Origin of the sequence: Bacillus sp. FJAT-27001, assembly GCF_019039175.1 — a bacterium.
Classification (GTDB): Bacteria; Bacillota; Bacilli; order Bacillales; family Bacillaceae; genus Bacillus; species Bacillus velezensis.
This window is the reverse complement of sequence record NZ_JAHOAA010000002.1, coordinates 452930-469969: the sequence shown is the minus strand read 5'-3', so window position 1 is coordinate 469969 and position 17040 is coordinate 452930. Positions and strand designations below refer to the sequence as shown.

Genomic DNA, 17040 nt, shown 5'->3' with positions numbered 1-17040 from the left:
TTACATTTGGTTCATCATCTGGTACATCGGCATCAGCATTGACATGTAGACAATTAAAATCATACCGGCCACAACACCGTAAATGACAGGCTGGAGAATGCTGGTATACTTCGCCGCGTTTTGTTCAAGACGCTCCATCATAAACTGGCTGTACGTATAAAGTTCGCGGTGAAGCAGGCCGTTTGCCTGTCCGTGGCTGACTGCAGCCGCAAGGTCTTTTTCATAACACGGATGCCCGGAAAGAGCGGATTCTATGGTTTCTCCGGCTTTCAGACGTGTAATGAGCATCTCTGCTTCTTCACGATAAAAAGGCAGAAAAGATTGCTCTTTAAAAGCTGTTAAGCTGTCATAGATAGATAGGCCGGATTTCAGAAGACTGCTGAGCTGTAAAGAGAAAAAGTAGCTGTTAAAAAGAACGGCCGCTTTTCCTAATAGTGGTATTTTCACAACAATCAGCATTTTATCTTGCGGGGATTTTTTTTTACATAAGAACCAAACGTACAAAAACAAGCAGAAAGCGGCGGACAGCGCCAGTGCGCAGGCTTCATGAAAATGCCGAAAAAATGCAAAGATGAAAGCAGTCGTACGGGATGTATTCATATTCATTGATTGATAAATCCCAGAAAACTGCGGAATAATTAAACTTTGCAGGATATAAAACATGACACAGACGGAAGAAATTAAAAACACCGGATACCGGAGCATTTTTTTGATTTGATTCGTCTGCATGAGCTTTCTCTGTAACAAGTCGCCGCTTTGTTTCATCGCCCCCGGCAATTCTCCGTGTTTCTCCGCGAAATAGCAGATAGAGACGGCTTCTTTGTGGAAAGACAGTGCCTCAAGCACTTGGTAAAACGCATCACCTTCCCTCAGCCGGCGGATTCCGTCCGTCAGCTCTGCAAGCTGACGTTTATGCAGCTGTAGTTGCAGCAGTCTGAGCCCTTCAATCAGACTGTATCCTTTTTCCGTCATTTCACCGAGCCTTTTCAAAAAAGCCGCTTGATCCTTCAAGGGCCAGGTTCGTTTAATCCGCTTCATGATACACCCACCGATCGTAATTGTCGGTCGTGACATAGCCGAGCGCGATTCCTTTTCTGATCAGCCTGCGGAGCGTCTGATATTGAAAATTGGCGTGCTCTCCCTTTGCTTCCTGAAAGCATTGGGTGAGGTTTTTCCCGTAGAGCAGTTCATAAATGCCCGCACGGCGTGTCTGTCTGTACATCCGGCAGTACACGGAACAGTTTTCCTCTTTGCAGAACGGACATGTTAAATCAACCAGACGCTGAGCGGCAATGGCAATGACGGTTTGTTCAATTTCTGTCATGTTCACGCCGAACTCCAGCAGCCTGTATATGGCGCCCTTAGCATCTCTTGTATGCAGGCTTGAAAGAACGAGGTGTCCCGTCATGGCCGCGCGGACTGCGATTTCAGCCGTCTCGGCATCCCTGATTTCCCCTAAGATGATCATATCGGGATCATGTCTTAAAATCGCTTTTAAACCGGCGGAATATGTGACTCCGGCTTTTTCATTCACCTGAACTTGCAACACATCCTCATCTCTTGTTTCTACGGGGTCTTCAAGCGTGACAATCCGCCGGTTGAAATGCCTTTTTGCATAGTTGACAAGCGAGTAAAGAGTAGTCGTTTTTCCAGAGCCGGTCGGGCCGGTAAACAGAAGCAGGCCGTGCGAATGCTTCAGAAAGGACAATAGTGCGGCGCCCGCCCCCCGAAATAAGGACAGTTTATCCAAAGGGGGAATCTGCCGCTTAGGCAAAAGCCTGATGACAAGACTTTCATCATTCATTGTCGGCAAGGTTGACATTCTCAAATGAACGGTTTCCGTCGGAAGCGGCAGAGACAATGACCCGTTTTGCGGCTTACGTCTTTCTCCTATATCCATGGCCGATAAAAACTTGAAATGAGAAATAAGCCTTACGCATTCCTCTTTTTTTAAGACTCTTTTTTTCACAAGAGCATGGCCGATGCGAAAATGAATGAAAGCATCCTTTTCTCTCGGCACAATGTGTATATCTGAAGCCCTTGCCGTATAGGCCTCATTTATGATGTTCCTGCTGTATGTTTCAATATTTTCCACAAGACTTCCCTCCTTCCGCACGTATTGTAAATCAGATACACAAAAGCCGGCAAAGGAGAGATTATGCGTTTTACACTGTGTAAAACGTAAAAAAATAAAAAATAAGCCCCCTGACATTGATTTACCGAATGAAATCCGGAACCATTCGGCCATTTTCAGCCATCAAAAAAGCAGGCGTATGCCTGCTCTTCTTAGCGTTTCTTTTCTTTCCGCAAATATTTTTTTTGATGCTCCCTCAAAATGTCCCCTGTCCAGCCTTTCTGCCGCAGATAAATATAAATCAGCAGGGTTGATACAATAATGAGCACGATGGAACAAATATACGCATATTTCCAATGAAGCTCCGGCATGTTATCAAAGTTCATCCCCCAGAGAGCTCCAAGCGCCGTCATCGGGGTAAAGAGAGTTGTAAAGATCGTCAAGGCTTTCACAATTTCATTTCCTCTTTGGGAGGTAATGACTTCCTCGGCGTGCAGCAGATTGCTCAATTCCTGATCAAACTCATTGATATATGTAATTCCTCTTTCCATCTTTTGATGAGCTCTGAGGTAATCTTTCTGCCTGTCATTTTTCGGAAGAAACGCTTCTTTTAAAGCCATTTCCACTTTTTTAGCCCCCAGTGTAAGACCTTTCCAAATGAACAGCTCATGGCGCAATTTATGCACATTTTCCAAGATTCCTTTGCTGTTGTCATCATGAATCTGCCATTTCAGCGTCCGCTGCTTGACTTCAAATTCATCCAGTCCGATCAGATAGGAATTCATCAGCTCTCCCAGCAGAACAAAAAAGCCTTCAATCGGATTTTCACAGGTTTGAATCTGCTGTGTGGCATGCTTTTCTTTTACACCGCGCAGCAGCGAAAAATCAAAATTAATCGTAAAAAAGAAGTCTCTCGTAATATAAAAGTGAAATACGGTATGGTTTTTTTCATCATCTAATCCTTGATGATAGATTAAAGAACCGAAAACCGCTTCATTATTCTGATCATTTGTATCTGAGCGCAGAAAGTTTATATGATTTTCATGTTCAAACCACTTTTCGCATTGCGGCCAGTGATTGTGATGGATCATTTTTTTCGCTTCCGTTTTTTCATGCGGACCGAGCTGGTACCACAGCCAGTCCGCTCCCGAATGTACCTTCATCTCTTGTCATCCTCCAGTATCGCTTTCTTGTTTTATTACCGTAAATGAGGCGGGCTAAACCAGGCTCGATGTTTGAGCAGCTTTCTACAGTGGTATTATTCCGAAAAAAGGGAGGTGCAAGCCTTCCTTCGCGGAAGGCGTTACATTGTATATCATCAAACTATCTGCCATCGTACTATTTATTTTATTAACGGCGTGTTTTGTCGCCATAGAGTTTTCAATCGTTAAAGCAAGGCGCTCCCGCATTAATCAGCTCATTGAGGAAAATGTAAAAGGAGCAAAAGCAGCCAAGCATGTCATTACACACCTCGATGAATATTTATCGGCGTGCCAATTGGGCATCACCGTCACCGCTTTGGGGATCGGCTGGCTGGGTGAACCGACAGTCAAAGCAATGCTTCAGCCGTTATTTTTAAAAACCGGAGTTCACGAAGCGGTTGCCCAAGTACTGTCATTAATCATCGCCTTTCTGCTGGTTACATATGTGAATGTCGTCATCGGCGAACTCGCCCCGAAAAGTTTTGCTATCCAAAAAGCCGAGCGGATTACACTTTTATCTGCCAGACCGATGATTTTGTTTTATAAGTTAATGTTTCCGTTCATCTGGCTGCTCAATCATTCCGCACGCCTGATTACAGCCATGTTCGGCTTGAAGCCTGCTTCCGAACATGAAATGGCTTATACGGAAGAGGAATTGCGGGTGCTCCTTGCCGAAAGCTATCGAAGCGGCATGATCAAAAAAAGCGAGCTGCATTACGTAAATAACATTTTTACATTTGATAAGCGCACTGCCAAAGAAATTATGGTGCCCCGGAATGAAATGGTGAGTCTGCCGTTAGACAGCGGATCGGGACATATGCTCCGGGACATTATCAAAACAAATAAATATACCCGGTATCCCGTAGTAAAAGGAGATAAAGATCATGTAGTCGGCATCATCAATATAAAAGAAGTTTTATTCAGATTCCTGTCAGAAGGAGCGGCGTTTACAAAACACGAACTCAGCCCTTACATCCAGCCGGCGATCCATGTGATTGAGACGATTCCGATTTATCAATTATTCGTTAAAATGCAGCGGGAACACGCCCATATGGCCATTCTCATTGATGAGTACGGCGGAACCGCGGGATTAGTAACGGCGGAAGACATCATTGAAGAGATCGTCGGCGAAATCCGCGACGAATTTGATACGGATGAAACACCTTCCGTTCAAAAGCTTGGGAAGAACCGCTATCTCCTGAACGCCAAATTGCTGATCAGCGACGTCAATGATGTACTCGGAACAGAGATTACGGCTGATCAAGTCGATACACTCGGGGGCTGGTTTCTTACTCAGCATATTGACGCGAAGCCCGGGAGCACCATTGATTTTGAAGGCTACACATTTACGGTAAAAGAAATCGACAGCCATCATATCATTACGATTGAAGCTGAAAAAGCTGAATAGCTGAGGGAGACATCCCTCCCGGCCATTCAGCTTTTTATCATCTTAATGATTCTTTTACGATAAATCCGTTTTTTGCCAGCGCTTTCGCCAGACTCTGCTCCGTTTTCACCTGAGAAAAATCGATGCCGAGCTTCACGACGGTCTGCGCGATTTCCGGCCTGATGCCTGAGATTGTCGTTTCTATGCCAAGAAGTTTTGTGCTGTCAATCACTTTAAAAATCTGATAAGCGACCATCGTATCCACAATCGGCACACCTGATATATCTAAAAATAAATAAGAAAGACGGAGTGAAGAACATTGGTCAAGCACCGATTCCAAAATCATTTTTGCCCGGTAGGTGTCAATTTCGCCGACGAGCGGCAAAATTCCAATACCGTCGGCAATCGGCATAATCGGCGCGCTTAGTTCGTTAATCATTTCTTTTTGGGCGTTTAATTGTGTAACCGTCACTTTATAATATTCCTCTGTAAATACTTCAATCATATGGTCAATTGCTTTGTTCAGCTTCTCTCCCCAATGGAATACCGCATTCGCCCCAGGCTTCTCAGACATTGTTTCACAGCACGTCTGTATGCGGTTCCAGACCAATCTCCGGAATTCTTTAAAGCTCGTGACGCTTTCATAGACCGGTACTTCATGGACGGCCCGGTCCCTTGCGAACTGAAGCGCCCATTTTGTCAGCTCCTCTTCCCCGCCGTCTTTTTCCGATAAAATGCCGGCAACGATTTCAATTAACAGACGGTGCTGCATTTCCGCTTTCTGATCATCTGAAGGCCGCCCCGATTTTGGTATGAGCAGCCACTGGCGTGTGATTTCACCTGATTCTTCAATTAAGGTTCGAGATAATGTTTCACTCAAATGTTTCACGTGTCTCCTCCATTCAAATTCCTTTGTATGTATAAATCGGCGCCGGACGCACATACTGTAATTACATCCGATGGGCTATAGCCAAGCGGTAAGGCAATGGACTTTGACTCCGTGATCGTTGGTTCGAATCCAGCTAGCCCAGTCCCGCAACCGCAAAAAACGAAGATTAGCTGATAAATTTTGATCAGCGGATCTTCGTTTTTCTCTTATGATACAGATTGATGTACCGTTTTTTTCTTCGTCAGCTTCATCAGTTCTCCCGGATTGTATCCGATAACGAGCTTATTTCGATCGATCAGAATCGGACGCCGCAGCAGTTTCGGCTTCTCAGTCAAAAGCTTCAGCACTTCATTTACAGTCATTTCTTCAATGTTCAGGTTGAGATTTTTAAATGTTTGACTTCTCGTCGCCAATATTTCATCAATTCCTTCAGTCGTTAATGATAAGATCTGCTTCAATTCATCAATTGTCGGTGTCTCCCTGAATAGATGGCGCTCTTGAAAGTCAACATTGTGGGCTTTTAACCAATGTTTCGTTTTTCGGCATGATGTGCAGCTCGGGTATGAATAAAAAATAAGTTCTTTCATTTTTAAAAATTCCTCCCTCGGATAATCCGTCTCTTTGTTAACATAAGTACCCTGAACTTTTTTTCATTAAACATATTTCAAAAAGATTTTTCGGATCTTTTTCAGAGGGCGGCATAAGATATAAAACACAGGGAAAGACATAAATTCCACAATAAATATAATCATGAAAATGTTTACATTTCGAGTGCCGATCTATTATAATAAACTTCAGATAGACTCTCGGGAGGGGATAAGGAATGAATCGCATGTTCCGGGTGTTAGGATTTTGGACGGGGATATTTGCAGTCATGTTTTTTTTAGGGGGCATGAAAGACGCTTCACTTTTGTTTTTTGGACAGACGATCTTTTTCGTATTTCTTTCTTATTTGAATCTGACTGAGCGGATGTATATTTATATTTTCGGAGCTTACTTAACCGTATTTTTCGCCGGATTTACATATTACTCTATTTTTATTATGACACCGGGCGGCGGAACCCACTGACAGAAAAAGACAGACCGATTATGGTCTGTCTTTTTTCATTTACAGTGAAAAACCATTGATAAACGGGTTTCGCTCCTGCTCTGTCTGGATGTCCGTTTCCGGCCCGTGCCCGCTTAATACAAGTGTATGTCCGGGAAGCGTGAGCAGTTTTTGATGAATGGACTCAAGCAATACGTCCTGACTTCCGCCGTGTAAATCAGTTCGGCCGATGCCTCCCTGAAAGAGCACATCACCTGAAATCACCAGATCCGCGTCCTTCACATAATAAGAAACGCTTCCCGGTGAATGTCCCGGCGTAAACAATGTCTCCAAATGGAAAGGCCCGATGTCCAAAATGCCGTCGCCTTCGATGAGCCGTTCGGCGGGCCGTGCCGTTACGGCGATGCCCCGCAATATGCCTGATCCGTTTAAGGAAGAGTCCTCCAGCCACTTTTCTTCATTTTTGTGAAGATATACGGGAACATCCCATCTGTCTCTTACTTCGTCAAGCGCGCCGATATGGTCAAAATGGGCGTGCGTCAGTAAGATAGCCAGCGGCTTCAGATTGTTTTCTTTTATGTAATTGTTGATTTTGTCCGCTTCCCCGCCCGGATCAAAAATAAGACAGGACTGATCCTCACTGACAAGAAAATACGCGTTTGCCTGAATCGGACCGGCCGGCATTCGTCTCCATTTCACTTTCATCACCTCTTTATGTATATGCCCTTATTATGAAGGTTTTCTGCGGAAGATTCAATGAATGCGGCGGGAAAACGCTATCGACAAACAAAATGAAAACGGTTAAAATGAAATGGAAAGATTTTCAGGTTCCAATGACAAAGGAGGAGCATGATGTTACTTGTTGTAATCTTCGGCCTTGTCGCATTATTAGCTGTATTAGGAGTCCTGCGGGCTGTCAGACAGAGAAATATCCTGGGATTTTTGTTAGCCGCCGCCACGCTGGGCGTGTTTGGCTGGTTTACCGTAATGACCGTTGTAACCAGCGGCTATCCTACTGCACATTAAAAGCCTGTATCCAATGGATACAGGCTTATTTTTTATTGCTGCAAATGTTTGCTGACACTTTTGATTTTGCTCTCCAGTGTCGTTTCTTTATCACGTCTGTCATCAATGCGGATATTTGTCGCCACTCTGTGCAGCCCTTTTTGGAACGGGGCTTCGTGAATGTCCTGAATGACTGCGAATAAGTCGCTCAGCTCACCTTCAATCAAAGTGTTCATCGGCGTGAGCTGAAATTTGATCTTGCCGGCAGCTTTGTAACCCTCCAAAATGTTTTGCACATCCGCTACATACTCACTGACGCTCGGTGTTTTTGTTCCGATCGGAATGATTGTCACATCTGCAATTGCCATTTGGTTCAAACTCCTTTTTCATTTGTTATGATTGGTTCTGTCATGCCTGTTTTCAGTGAAATCAGACGGTCATACGTAAAGCCGTATAAAGCGTATTCCCCGTTCGGAGAGATCTGAATCGGCTCCATTTCCGTGTTTTTGAGCACCGTCCGCTCCCGTTCGTCTCCTAAGTCAAAACTGATCAGATTGTAAGAGCGGCCTTCAGGCTTAAATATGTAAAACCGCTTGTGTGTCTGATCGTAATCATATTCCATCGGCGCAAAGCTCTCATACTTTTTTTGGAGAGGAAAGCGGTACGTCACGGATGCCGGCTTTTGGAAAAGGAACTCGCCGTCTCCGTCCGATTGATCCGTTTGTCTGACGGCAATCGTCATGCCCGGGCGGGAATCGGCCCAGATGACGTGATGAAGCACTCTTTTTTCTTTTTTTGTCTGCAAGTCATAAGAATATAAAGGACCCTCTTCCTCCGTTTTTCCTTGCTTGATATATTGGAATTCATCAGTGGATGTCCAATGGACAAAAGGGGCCTGAACGGGACTCTTTTTTAAAATGCCGTTGTTCATATCGGCCGTATAGGCAGTGAAGTCCCATGTTTCAGTAAAAACGGTAATCATCATTTGATACGGGTCATACGGATTCCAAGCCGTCTCCAGTTCATAAGAGTTAAAGGCTTTGTGATAAAGTCTTTTCCCCTGCTTGTTCATAAGCACAAGCTCAGTCTGACCGCTGCTTGTCACCTGTACGAGAATCAGCTGTTTTTTCCGGCTGATCTTTACATTGACAATATTGCCCTTTGTTTCATAGAGCCGTTCGGATTTTCCGCTGAAAAGATCATATTTCATCAGCTGATGATGTGCTGTATACAGGATCGTTCTGTTATCCAGCCATCCTTCCGTTTTCTCCGCTTCCTTTTTACTGAGCGGAACGATTTTCTGTTCTGCCGATTTTGCCGAAACGCCTGTGTCTTGCTGCTGATGAGATGGTTCACAGGCCGCTAAACACAGAACGAATGCGGACAGCAGAACACAAACCAAGTATCTCACCAGCCTTCCCTCCATTCTTTTCTATTGTCCCATATTTGTTTATGTAAACAAATGAGAAATTTCACAGATGTCTCAAAAAACAAGCGACCTCCACAAAATACCTTCCGTCGCTTGATAAATATCAGCAAACTGATGAAAAGGCAAAGGGTTTTTTCCCTTCCCGAGCTCAATGGTATAGCCCTCTTTTCCATACTGCTGTATAAACCAATCCCTAAAACCCGCATGGCTGTCAATGGTTTTAACGCCTTGATAGCGGTTTCCGCTTATCGCTTCAAACTCCCGAATCATCCGGGATGATTGCTCCGGTTCACATTCTTCGTATCCCCAATAAATCTCTTCTCCCTGCGTATGAAGAGCGATCAGCCGGTCAGGCGGCTGCTCCGTTATCAGCCGGTGCATCGCCTGCGCCTCCGGTTCAGTGAGCGGCGCCGTCCCCGGAAAATCACGGTATGAAGGGGCTTTCGGTTTGCGCCTCTGTTCAATATCCCAATTGGATGGGAAATGTTTATTTAAATCCACACCGTTTATATTCGCCTTCCATTCGCGGAAATCCGGGCGGTGTTCATTTAATCGATTAAGAAATTCATTTTTTTCTGATAAATCTTCACATCCGTAAAGTACGAGATCAACACCGTCGGGATTTACGAGCGGAACGAATGACAATGATGTCAGGCTGAATATATCAAGCGCAGAGTGCCCGAAAACGGTTTTATTTTCGCATAATGCCGCGCAATATTCTTTACACCATTTAAGCGCGACCGAGGTGGTGATCCATTCATTGGCATGAAATGAGGCGTTTACATGGACTTTTCTTTCAGCCGTATCCGCACCTATTTTCAGCTCATAAAGCGGCTTTCCCAATACGGAACTGCCGATTTTACGGCACGTGACAAACGGAAAGACATCCGTTATTTTCTCAATTTCTTCATAAACCGATTCGGAGCCGTACACCTTTTCTTCCTTCACCCATTGATCAGCGGAAAGAATCCTTTCACAGTGCCGGATGTATCGCGAAAGCCCGCTCAGCGTCTCAAGCGGCGGACCCTCTGACTGCCCGCTCACGGCAAAGCCGGGACAAAATAATTCATCGTTTTCCGCCGTTTTATCAGCGGCTTTCAACAGTTTTTCATCAATTGAAAGCACCTTTGCAATATCTTTCATATGCTGTTTCAATTCAGGTTTGACACGAATTCCCGCCATGTTCATCCCCCTTTTTTAAAAACTATATGACTGGGGAGATAAAAAAAGAAAGCCGCCCGCGATATGGGCAGGCTGACTTTCTTCAGCAGTTTTGATGTTTGAGCCATTCATTTTTGGCAATCCACGCCCCGCCGATGACTCCGGCGTCATTTCCAAGTGCCGCAATCGAAATATCGGCCGCTTCCGCAGAACGCGGGAACGCGGTGATTTTGAAAGTCTCTTCCACTTTTGACCGCAGGATTTCACCCGCTTTGGAGACGCCTCCGCCGAGCACGATTTTCGTCGGATTCATGGCGCTTGCCAGATTTCCGAGCACGAGGCCTAAATGTTTTGCGACATAATCGACGACTTCAAGCGCTGTCTTATCCTGCTGTTTAGCCGCTTCGAACACGTCACGTGCTGTCAGATCGCGCACTTGTAAGAGCGAAGAGTCGGAAACCGCCGCAAGCTTTTCTTTCGCGATGCGGACGATGCCGGTTGCGGACGCAATCGTTTCGATGCAGCCGGATTTTCCGCAGTTGCACGGAGCTCCTCCTTCCGGAATACTGCAAATATGACCGATTTCTCCGCCGGCCCCGTTTTTGCCGTGAACGATTTCTCCGTTGACGATGATGCCTCCGCCGACTCCGGTTCCGAGCGTCACTAAAATGACATCTTTAGCCCCGTCACCTGCACCCTTCCACATTTCTCCGAGCGCTGCGATATTGGCATCGTTTTCAATGACGGCCGGAATACCCGTTTCCGCCTCGAGATGGTCTTTCAGCGGATAGTTTTTCCACCCCATATTTGTCGTCTCATAGACCATCCCCGTCGTCATTTCCACGGGTCCGGGCGCTCCCATTCCGATCCATTTTACGATCCGTTTCGGCTTGTTCAGTTCTTCCAGCTTCTGGTCAAGCGCTTTGGCGATCGTGACCGTAATTGTGTTTCCTGATTTATCGGTCGGAACTTCCCATTTATGCTGAATTTCACCGTACATGTTGATAAAGGCCAGCTTGATGGTTGTTCCGCCAAGATCAATCCCCGCAAACCATGTATCTTCCATAATAATCTCCTTTTCTTATTAAAATCCTGCTGTGTTATCTGCCTTTGATCCGCTCCGATTCTCTCTGAAGAACTCCGGCGGCTTTTTGCCATAATTCTCTTTCAATCACGTTTGACAAGTACATTTCCTTTAATTCATCTTTCATAAAGTCAATTTCGGCTTGTCTGTCACCGAAATAAACGATATGTCCGAATGACTTAAACAGCTGCTGCACGTCATAAAATGAATTCATCTTCTTCACCATTTCTATTCTTCTTAGTATAAGCGTATTTCATCACTGATCCGGGCGTCAAGCAAAAAACGATTGGAGAAAATATCCTTGTATTATTTTCATAAATTGTATATTCGCAATTGTAAAAAAACACTCATTTATGCGTTTTTCTGTTACAATACTTTCGTGCCCAAAAGCACAAAAGGATTAAAGTTTGATGGGGTGTTGTTTTGAAACAAGAAAAAAGGCTGACGTTCATCTCAGCCATCAGTTTATTTGTCTTGATGTTAGCAGTCATTATTTCCTGCCTGTTTTTCTTTCATACAGAGCCGCATATGCCGCTGTTCTTTTGCGTCATTATTCTGTCTCTGGCAGGTTTGTGGCTCGGTTTCTCGTGGGAGAGTCTTGAGAAAGGAATTGTCAGCGGATTGAAAAACGGTGTGCAGCCGATTATCGTGCTGGCTTTGATCGGTGTGCTGATCGGCGCCTGGATGTACAGCGGCGCCATTCCCACCGTCACCGTTTACGCTTTGTCGATTATACAGCCGAGTCTGCTGCTTTTGACCGCATTATTTTCCTGCATGATTATCAGCACGCTTGTCGGCTCAAGTCTGACAACTGTCAGTACAATCGGCGTCGCGCTGTTAGGGGTAGCAAGCGCGGCGGGAGTTCCGCTCGAATGGACGGCGGGAGCAGTCATTTGCGGGGCTTGTTTCGGTGATAAAATGTCACCGATGTCCGACACGACGAATTTTGCCGCCGGAATCGGCGAAATTCCGATTTTTAAGCATATTCGCCATATGATGGGCACTACCGTTCCGGCACTGCTGATCACGATTGTTCTTTTTTATATTCTCGGTTCATCGGTTTCAATAAATGCCGCTTCAACGCAAAATATTGAGGCGGTCATTTCCGGAATAAAAGAGGCCGTGCACGTTACGCCTTGGTCGCTTCTTTCACCTCTGTTGGTGATCATTTTAGCTGTGAGACGGGTTTCCGTGATTCCGGTGCTTACCGCCGGTATTATTTCCGCAGGGCTTCTGACTGCTGTTTTTATTCCTGACAGCAGCATTCAAGGATTTATATCCGCCCTGCAAAGCGGGACGGCGTTTAAAACCGGCGACCAGGCTGTGGCCAGCATTATCAACAGAGGCGGGCTCCAATCGATGATGGGATCAGTCTCTCTGATCATGATCGCCTTTGCGCTCGGCGGCCTGATGGAAAAAACGGGCCTGATCGCGGCGCTGCTTCAAGGATTGATAAAAGGCGTGCATACGAAAGGACGTCTTGTCATGGCGACCGTCTTCTCAAGTATAGGCGTAAACCTTGCGACAGGTGAGCAGTATTTGTCGATCTTAATTCCGGGTCAATCTTATAAACCTTTATATGACAAGCTCAGCATTAAGCGGATTCACCTTGCGCGGTCGCTTGAGGACGGCGGAACATTGATCAACCCGCTGATTCCCTGGGGAGTAAGCGGCGCTTTTATGGCAAGCGCATTAGGGGTTTCCGTCATCGACTACCTGCCGTTTACCTTTTTCCTGTACATTTCTCCTATGATCTCAATTCTGCTCGGTTTCCTGAAAAAAAGCTGACAATACGAGAAAACCTGCCGTTTTTTACCGGCAGGTTTTCTTATGCAAAAAATCCCGCTGAAAAACGGGATTTGTTTAAAATGCCTGCTGAATGAATTTGTTTCTGATAAACGGTATTTTTAAAAAGAAATGAATGAATGACCGTCTGATCCCCGGCTGGCTGAGCACGCTGTTCATCAGACGGTAGCGGTTTTGGTAAACGGCTAAAACAGATACGGCGCATAATGAGTAGATCAACAATTTTTTCATCTTATCCCTCCTGCCCCTATCGTTTGTCAAACAGCGAGAATTATTCCGGTGCAAGAAGTTTTTTATGCGATTAAGCGATGGTTTCAGATTCAGTCACGATCATATCGACCGGAATATCGTGGGGCATGCGGGGAATGCGGTCTGTCAGCTGGCAGTCAAAGAGAAGCGACACGGTACGGCCTTTATAACCGGAGAGGTACCGATCATAATATCCTCCGCCGTATCCGATTCTGAAGCCTTCCCGGTCAAAAGCCACGCCGGGCACAATCACAAGGTCAATGTCATTTGGGGCGGCTTTTTCCGTCTGGCTCTCGATCGGTTCACTGAGGCCCGCATATACGGTTTCCAGCTGATCATACGCAGAAAATGTACGGAACTCCATCGCTCCCGTCTGCGGAAAGCATTTTGGGATACAGACTTGTTTTTTCTCTTTCCAGGCCTGTTCAATAATCGGCCGTGTCGGAATTTCCAGGCGTGTCGAGATGGTAACGGCAATCACGCGGGCCTGTTTCCATTCTTTTAAAGAAAACAGCGTTTCACGCATGCTTCGGCATTTTTTCTCCCATTCACTTTCTGTCATGTCAGAAAGCTTTGCTTTTATAGCGGTTCTGATTTGTGCTTTCACGTTTCTCAAACCTCCCTGAAAGACAAAAAAGCCAGAACTTTATTGAAAGCTCCAGCTTTTTCCGCTGTTTTAAACAGCTTATTTTGTTTCACGGTGTAACGTAGATTTTTTATCACGTGGGCAATATTTTTTAAATTCAACGCGGTCCGGATTGTTGCGTTTGTTCTTTTTAGAAATATAGTTACGCTCACCACATTCAGTGCAAGCCAAAGTAATATTAACGCGCATTATTTTCCCTCCAAACTAAATATCATTTACTTATTCAGACTTATATATAATACCACTATAATGGACGGAATGCTAGAGTGATTTACATGAAATGTTGTTTAAGTGCAGAAAACATCAGTTTATGCTTCTGATCCTCTGAATGAGCTTGCGTCAAATGAAGGGAAAATATGACGAAACAGGACAAAAAAGGACTTTCTGATACGAAATCTATAGAGAAATAACCGTTTGCTCCCCGAATAAAAAAGATTTCCCGACAAAATTCCGTTTTTTTCTCTATTTCCTTTAGAATGGCGGCGTTTTATGGTATAAAAAAGAAGGGCAAATTAATAATAGAAGGTGATGAAACGTGGAAATTGCTATTATTGCGTTGTTTATCGTCAGTATAGCGCTTATTGCATTCTCATATTCTCAAAGAGATCCGATGAAAGACGTGGAACAGGAGCTTGAAACGCTTCAGCTTTCCGCCATGCAGGAAATTTACAAGTTGAAAAAGAAAATGACGGTGCTTGAAGAAGAATTGCTGGAAACCAACCTCGTGATCCGCAAAGCCAAAAGCAGCGGCATTAACCAAAAAATCGCCAAACAAATCATTTCAAAATATAACAACGGAATGTCTGCGGAAGCCATCGCAAAAGCGGAGCACGTGTCTGTCGAGGACGTCAATACCATTATTAAAGATAATGAGAAGGTGCTCGTATGACAAAACGGGGCATTCAGGCTTTTGCAGCAGGCATGATTTTAGCGACGGCCGTTCTCGCCGCTGTCTTCTATTTGACTGACCATGACCAGGCAGCCGCCGTTAAAACCGAAAAAACAGCATTGACAGAAAAAGAAGTAAACAGCTACCTCGACGATCAGCAAAAAGTCTCCGTCAACCGGGATGACTATCAAAAACTGCTTGATTCTAAAGAAAAATCGTTAAACAACGACCAAAACACAGACGCCAAAAAGAAAAAAGTAACATACAAACTGACGATTAAAGACGGAATGAGCACTGCTGATGTGTCATCCATTCTTGAAAAAGAAGGGATTATTCCTTCAGCGAAGGACTTTAATGATTACGTCATTGACGCAGGCTACCATAAAGAAATCCGCGCCGGCCATTTCAAAGTCGACTCAGATATGAGCTTTAAAAAAATCGTCAAAACATTAACCCGCTAAAAAAGCTTGCAGGCATCGTCCATTCAGATGGATATGGCCGGCAGGCTTTTTTAATAGGCAGTATAAAACGGACCCGGTCAATGGCCGGGCCCGTTTTTTTCATCCGAATTTTCCGGTGATATAATCATGTGTTTTTTGATGATCCGGTTGAGAAAATATTTTGCCCGTATCCCCCCACTCTACCAGTTCGCCCATATAGAAAAACGCGGTTTGATCAGAGACCCTCGCAGCCTGCTGCATGTTGTGCGTCACAATGACGATTGTATACTTTTCTTTCAATGTCAAAATCAGCTCTTCTATTTTCCGCGTGGACACGGGATCAAGAGCGGACGTCGGTTCATCCATCAGAAGGACGTCCGGTTTTGTGGCGAGCGCCCTTGCGATGCACAGCCGCTGCTGCTGACCGCCTGACAGTGAAAGCGCCTGCTGGTGAAGGCGATCTTTCACTTCATCCCAGAGCGCGGCGGCCTTTAAAGATTCCTCGGCGATTTCAAGCAGTTTCTTTTTATTTTTTTCGCCGTGAATTCTCGGACCGTACACGACATTCTCAAATATCGACTGCGGAAACGGATTGCCTTTTTGAAACACCATACCGATCTGTTTTCTTAATTCTGCCGCATCCGTCTTTTCTTTCAGCAGATTGCGTCCGTTATAGATCATGTCGCCTGTCACTTTGACATTCGGGGCCATTTGCAGCATTAAGTTTAATGTTTTAATAAAAGTGGATTTCCCGCAGCCGGACGGACCGATGATCGCAGTTACCTTCCGCTCCTCAAAACCGATCGTAATGTCTTTTAAAGCCTGGTGGGCTCCGTACCATACGTTCATGCCGTGAATATCAAATAAATTCTGTGTGTGCACCGCTTCCTTCACAAGGCTCACAGTCCTTCCCCCTATCCGAACTTTCCGTTAATGTAGTCATCTGTCTTTTGCGCTTTAGGACTCGTGAAAATTTGTTCTGTCTGCCCGTATTCCACCACTTCCCCGTTTAAAAAGAAAGCCGTTCGGTCAGACACCCTCAGCGCCTGCTGCATGTTATGCGTAACGATAATAATCGAATAATCTTTTTTCAGTTCTGTCAAAAGCGTCTCGATTCTGGCGTTTGAAATAGGGTCCAGAGCTGAGGCCGGTTCATCTAAAAGAAGTACGGCAGGTTTCATCGCAAGCGTACGGGCGATACAAAGACGCTGCTGCTGGCCGCCTGATAACGAAAGAGCCGATGAATGAAGCCGGTCTTTAACTTCATCCCAAAGCGCCGCCTTCGTTAAGCTTTCCTCGACCGCATCATCCAAAACGGCTTTCCTGCGTTCCCCCGCATACTTCAGCGCATGTGTGATGTTATTGTAAATGGATTTCGGGAACGGATTCGGTTTTTGAAACACCATACCGATCTCCCGTCTGAGAGACACGACATTAATCGCTTCCCCCAAAATATTCAGCCCCTCATAAAGGATCTCTCCCTCGCTTCTTGCAAAAGGGATGGCATCGTTCATTCTGTTAATCTGTCTCAAAAATGTTGATTTCCCGCAGCCGGACGGACCGATCAGAGCCGTCACCGCATGTTTTTCAATATCCATGTTTACATCTTTAACCGCTTGTTTGTCACCGTAATAAATTGATAAATGCTTCACTTCCAAAATTGAAGACTCCGGCGAACGCTTTGTCTGTTCCGCTTGTTCCCTGATGATGTGATCAATCATGTTTTCGCCT

Annotated in this window: 22 protein-coding genes and 1 tRNA gene; 7 read left to right on the top strand and 16 right to left on the bottom strand. The window is 45.2% G+C overall.

The annotated features are described in order from the left end of the window. The 3 genes from comGB to BGM27_RS07090 all read right to left on the bottom strand — a co-directional run bounded on the left by comGB (window position 1) and on the right by BGM27_RS07090 (window position 3237). Complete coding sequence (comGB, locus tag BGM27_RS07100; RefSeq protein WP_007408321.1) at window positions 1–1038, bottom strand: competence type IV pilus assembly protein ComGB; 1038 nt, start codon at window positions 1036–1038, stop codon at window positions 1–3. Continuing rightward, window positions 1025–2095, bottom strand: coding sequence for a competence type IV pilus ATPase ComGA (comGA, locus tag BGM27_RS07095; protein WP_007408320.1), 1071 nt, complete (start codon window positions 2093–2095; stop codon window positions 1025–1027). The genes comGB and comGA overlap by 14 nt, the downstream gene beginning before the upstream one ends. A gap of 191 nt (window positions 2096–2286) precedes the next feature. Next, window positions 2287–3237: a magnesium transporter CorA family protein gene (locus BGM27_RS07090; RefSeq protein ID WP_007408319.1), complete on the bottom strand. Its 951-nt coding sequence runs from the start codon at window positions 3235–3237 to the stop codon at window positions 2287–2289. Between the two features lie 145 nt (window positions 3238–3382). Between BGM27_RS07090 and BGM27_RS07085 the strand changes: the two genes are divergently transcribed. Continuing rightward, a complete protein-coding gene (locus tag BGM27_RS07085; protein ID WP_007408318.1) occupies window positions 3383–4684 on the top strand; it encodes a hemolysin family protein in 1302 nt (433 codons plus the stop codon). Between the two features lie 37 nt (window positions 4685–4721). On the opposite strand, the gene BGM27_RS07080 is transcribed toward BGM27_RS07085, so the two are convergent. Continuing rightward, window positions 4722–5552: an STAS domain-containing protein gene (locus BGM27_RS07080; protein ID WP_007408317.1), complete on the bottom strand. Its 831-nt coding sequence runs from the start codon at window positions 5550–5552 to the stop codon at window positions 4722–4724. 71 nt (window positions 5553–5623) lie between these two features. Between BGM27_RS07080 and BGM27_RS07075 the strand changes: the two genes are divergently transcribed. Beyond that, a tRNA-Gln gene (locus BGM27_RS07075) sits at window positions 5624–5694 on the top strand. A 64-nt stretch (window positions 5695–5758) separates the two neighbouring features. Here BGM27_RS07075 and BGM27_RS07070 read toward each other — a convergent pair. Continuing rightward, on the bottom strand, window positions 5759–6139 hold the full coding sequence (locus BGM27_RS07070) for a Spx/MgsR family RNA polymerase-binding regulatory protein (protein ID WP_003153079.1): 381 nt from the start codon (window positions 6137–6139) through the stop codon (window positions 5759–5761). Window positions 6140–6375: 236 nt separating this feature from the next. Between BGM27_RS07070 and BGM27_RS07065 the strand changes: the two genes are divergently transcribed. Then, window positions 6376–6621 (top strand): DUF2626 domain-containing protein, encoded by a 246-nt coding sequence (locus tag BGM27_RS07065; RefSeq protein WP_003153078.1) that lies wholly within the window; start codon window positions 6376–6378, stop codon window positions 6619–6621. Window positions 6622–6660: 39 nt separating this feature from the next. Here BGM27_RS07065 and BGM27_RS07060 read toward each other — a convergent pair whose 3' ends face one another. Next, window positions 6661–7299 carry an MBL fold metallo-hydrolase gene (locus tag BGM27_RS07060; RefSeq protein WP_007408316.1) on the bottom strand — a complete coding sequence of 213 codons (639 nt, stop codon included), beginning with the start codon at window positions 7297–7299 and terminating at the stop codon, window positions 6661–6663. Between the two features lie 153 nt (window positions 7300–7452). Between BGM27_RS07060 and BGM27_RS07055 the strand changes: the two genes are divergently transcribed. Then, window positions 7453–7626: a DUF2759 domain-containing protein gene (locus BGM27_RS07055; RefSeq protein ID WP_003153076.1), complete on the top strand. Its 174-nt coding sequence runs from the start codon at window positions 7453–7455 to the stop codon at window positions 7624–7626. A 32-nt stretch (window positions 7627–7658) separates the two neighbouring features. On the opposite strand, the gene BGM27_RS07050 is transcribed toward BGM27_RS07055, so the two are convergent. From BGM27_RS07050 to BGM27_RS07030, 5 genes are all read right to left on the bottom strand, one after another. After that, window positions 7659–7973 (bottom strand): MTH1187 family thiamine-binding protein, encoded by a 315-nt coding sequence (locus BGM27_RS07050; RefSeq protein WP_003153073.1) that lies wholly within the window; start codon window positions 7971–7973, stop codon window positions 7659–7661. 5 nt (window positions 7974–7978) lie between these two features. Next, window positions 7979–9016, bottom strand: coding sequence for a YqgU-like beta propeller domain-containing protein (locus BGM27_RS07045; RefSeq protein WP_007408315.1), 1038 nt, complete (start codon window positions 9014–9016; stop codon window positions 7979–7981). A gap of 72 nt (window positions 9017–9088) precedes the next feature. After that, a complete protein-coding gene (locus BGM27_RS07040) occupies window positions 9089–10216 on the bottom strand; it encodes a M14 family metallopeptidase (RefSeq protein WP_007408314.1) in 1128 nt (375 codons plus the stop codon). Window positions 10217–10298: 82 nt separating this feature from the next. Further along, a complete protein-coding gene (gene glcK / locus BGM27_RS07035) occupies window positions 10299–11261 on the bottom strand; it encodes a glucose kinase GlcK (RefSeq protein ID WP_003153068.1) in 963 nt (320 codons plus the stop codon). 34 nt (window positions 11262–11295) lie between these two features. Next, the gene (locus tag BGM27_RS07030) at window positions 11296–11505 is read right to left on the bottom strand and encodes a YqgQ family protein (protein WP_007408313.1); all 210 of its coding nucleotides are present in this window, start codon (window positions 11503–11505) and stop codon (window positions 11296–11298) included. 197 nt (window positions 11506–11702) lie between these two features. On the opposite strand from BGM27_RS07030, the gene nhaC reads away from it, so the two are divergent. Then, the gene (gene nhaC / locus BGM27_RS07025; protein ID WP_007408312.1) at window positions 11703–13067 is read left to right on the top strand and encodes a Na+/H+ antiporter NhaC; all 1365 of its coding nucleotides are present in this window, start codon (window positions 11703–11705) and stop codon (window positions 13065–13067) included. A gap of 75 nt (window positions 13068–13142) precedes the next feature. Here nhaC and BGM27_RS07020 read toward each other — a convergent pair whose 3' ends face one another. The 3 genes from BGM27_RS07020 to rpmG all read right to left on the bottom strand — a co-directional run bounded on the left by BGM27_RS07020 (window position 13143) and on the right by rpmG (window position 14169). Next, window positions 13143–13316 (bottom strand): hypothetical protein, encoded by a 174-nt coding sequence (locus tag BGM27_RS07020; protein WP_007408311.1) that lies wholly within the window; start codon window positions 13314–13316, stop codon window positions 13143–13145. 70 nt (window positions 13317–13386) lie between these two features. Further along, the gene (locus BGM27_RS07015; RefSeq protein ID WP_007408310.1) at window positions 13387–13941 is read right to left on the bottom strand and encodes a 5-formyltetrahydrofolate cyclo-ligase; all 555 of its coding nucleotides are present in this window, start codon (window positions 13939–13941) and stop codon (window positions 13387–13389) included. A 78-nt stretch (window positions 13942–14019) separates the two neighbouring features. After that, window positions 14020–14169, bottom strand: coding sequence for a 50S ribosomal protein L33 (gene rpmG / locus BGM27_RS07010; RefSeq protein WP_003153056.1), 150 nt, complete (start codon window positions 14167–14169; stop codon window positions 14020–14022). A 346-nt stretch (window positions 14170–14515) separates the two neighbouring features. Between rpmG and BGM27_RS07005 the strand changes: the two genes are divergently transcribed. Both BGM27_RS07005 and BGM27_RS07000 read left to right on the top strand, forming a co-directional pair. Beyond that, complete coding sequence (locus BGM27_RS07005; RefSeq protein ID WP_003153047.1) at window positions 14516–14869, top strand: hypothetical protein; 354 nt, start codon at window positions 14516–14518, stop codon at window positions 14867–14869. Further along, the gene (locus BGM27_RS07000) at window positions 14866–15330 is read left to right on the top strand and encodes an endolytic transglycosylase MltG (protein ID WP_007408308.1); all 465 of its coding nucleotides are present in this window, start codon (window positions 14866–14868) and stop codon (window positions 15328–15330) included. Before BGM27_RS07005 ends, BGM27_RS07000 begins: the two co-directional genes overlap by 4 nt. Before the next feature lie 99 nt (window positions 15331–15429). On the opposite strand, the gene pstB (BGM27_RS06995) is transcribed toward BGM27_RS07000, so the two are convergent. Both pstB (BGM27_RS06995) and pstB (BGM27_RS06990) read right to left on the bottom strand, forming a co-directional pair. After that, complete coding sequence (gene pstB / locus BGM27_RS06995; RefSeq protein ID WP_003153040.1) at window positions 15430–16212, bottom strand: phosphate ABC transporter ATP-binding protein PstB; 783 nt, start codon at window positions 16210–16212, stop codon at window positions 15430–15432. An 11-nt stretch (window positions 16213–16223) separates the two neighbouring features. Then, window positions 16224–17030, bottom strand: coding sequence for a phosphate ABC transporter ATP-binding protein PstB (pstB, locus tag BGM27_RS06990; RefSeq protein ID WP_007408307.1), 807 nt, complete (start codon window positions 17028–17030; stop codon window positions 16224–16226). Window positions 17031–17040 lie beyond the last annotated feature (10 nt).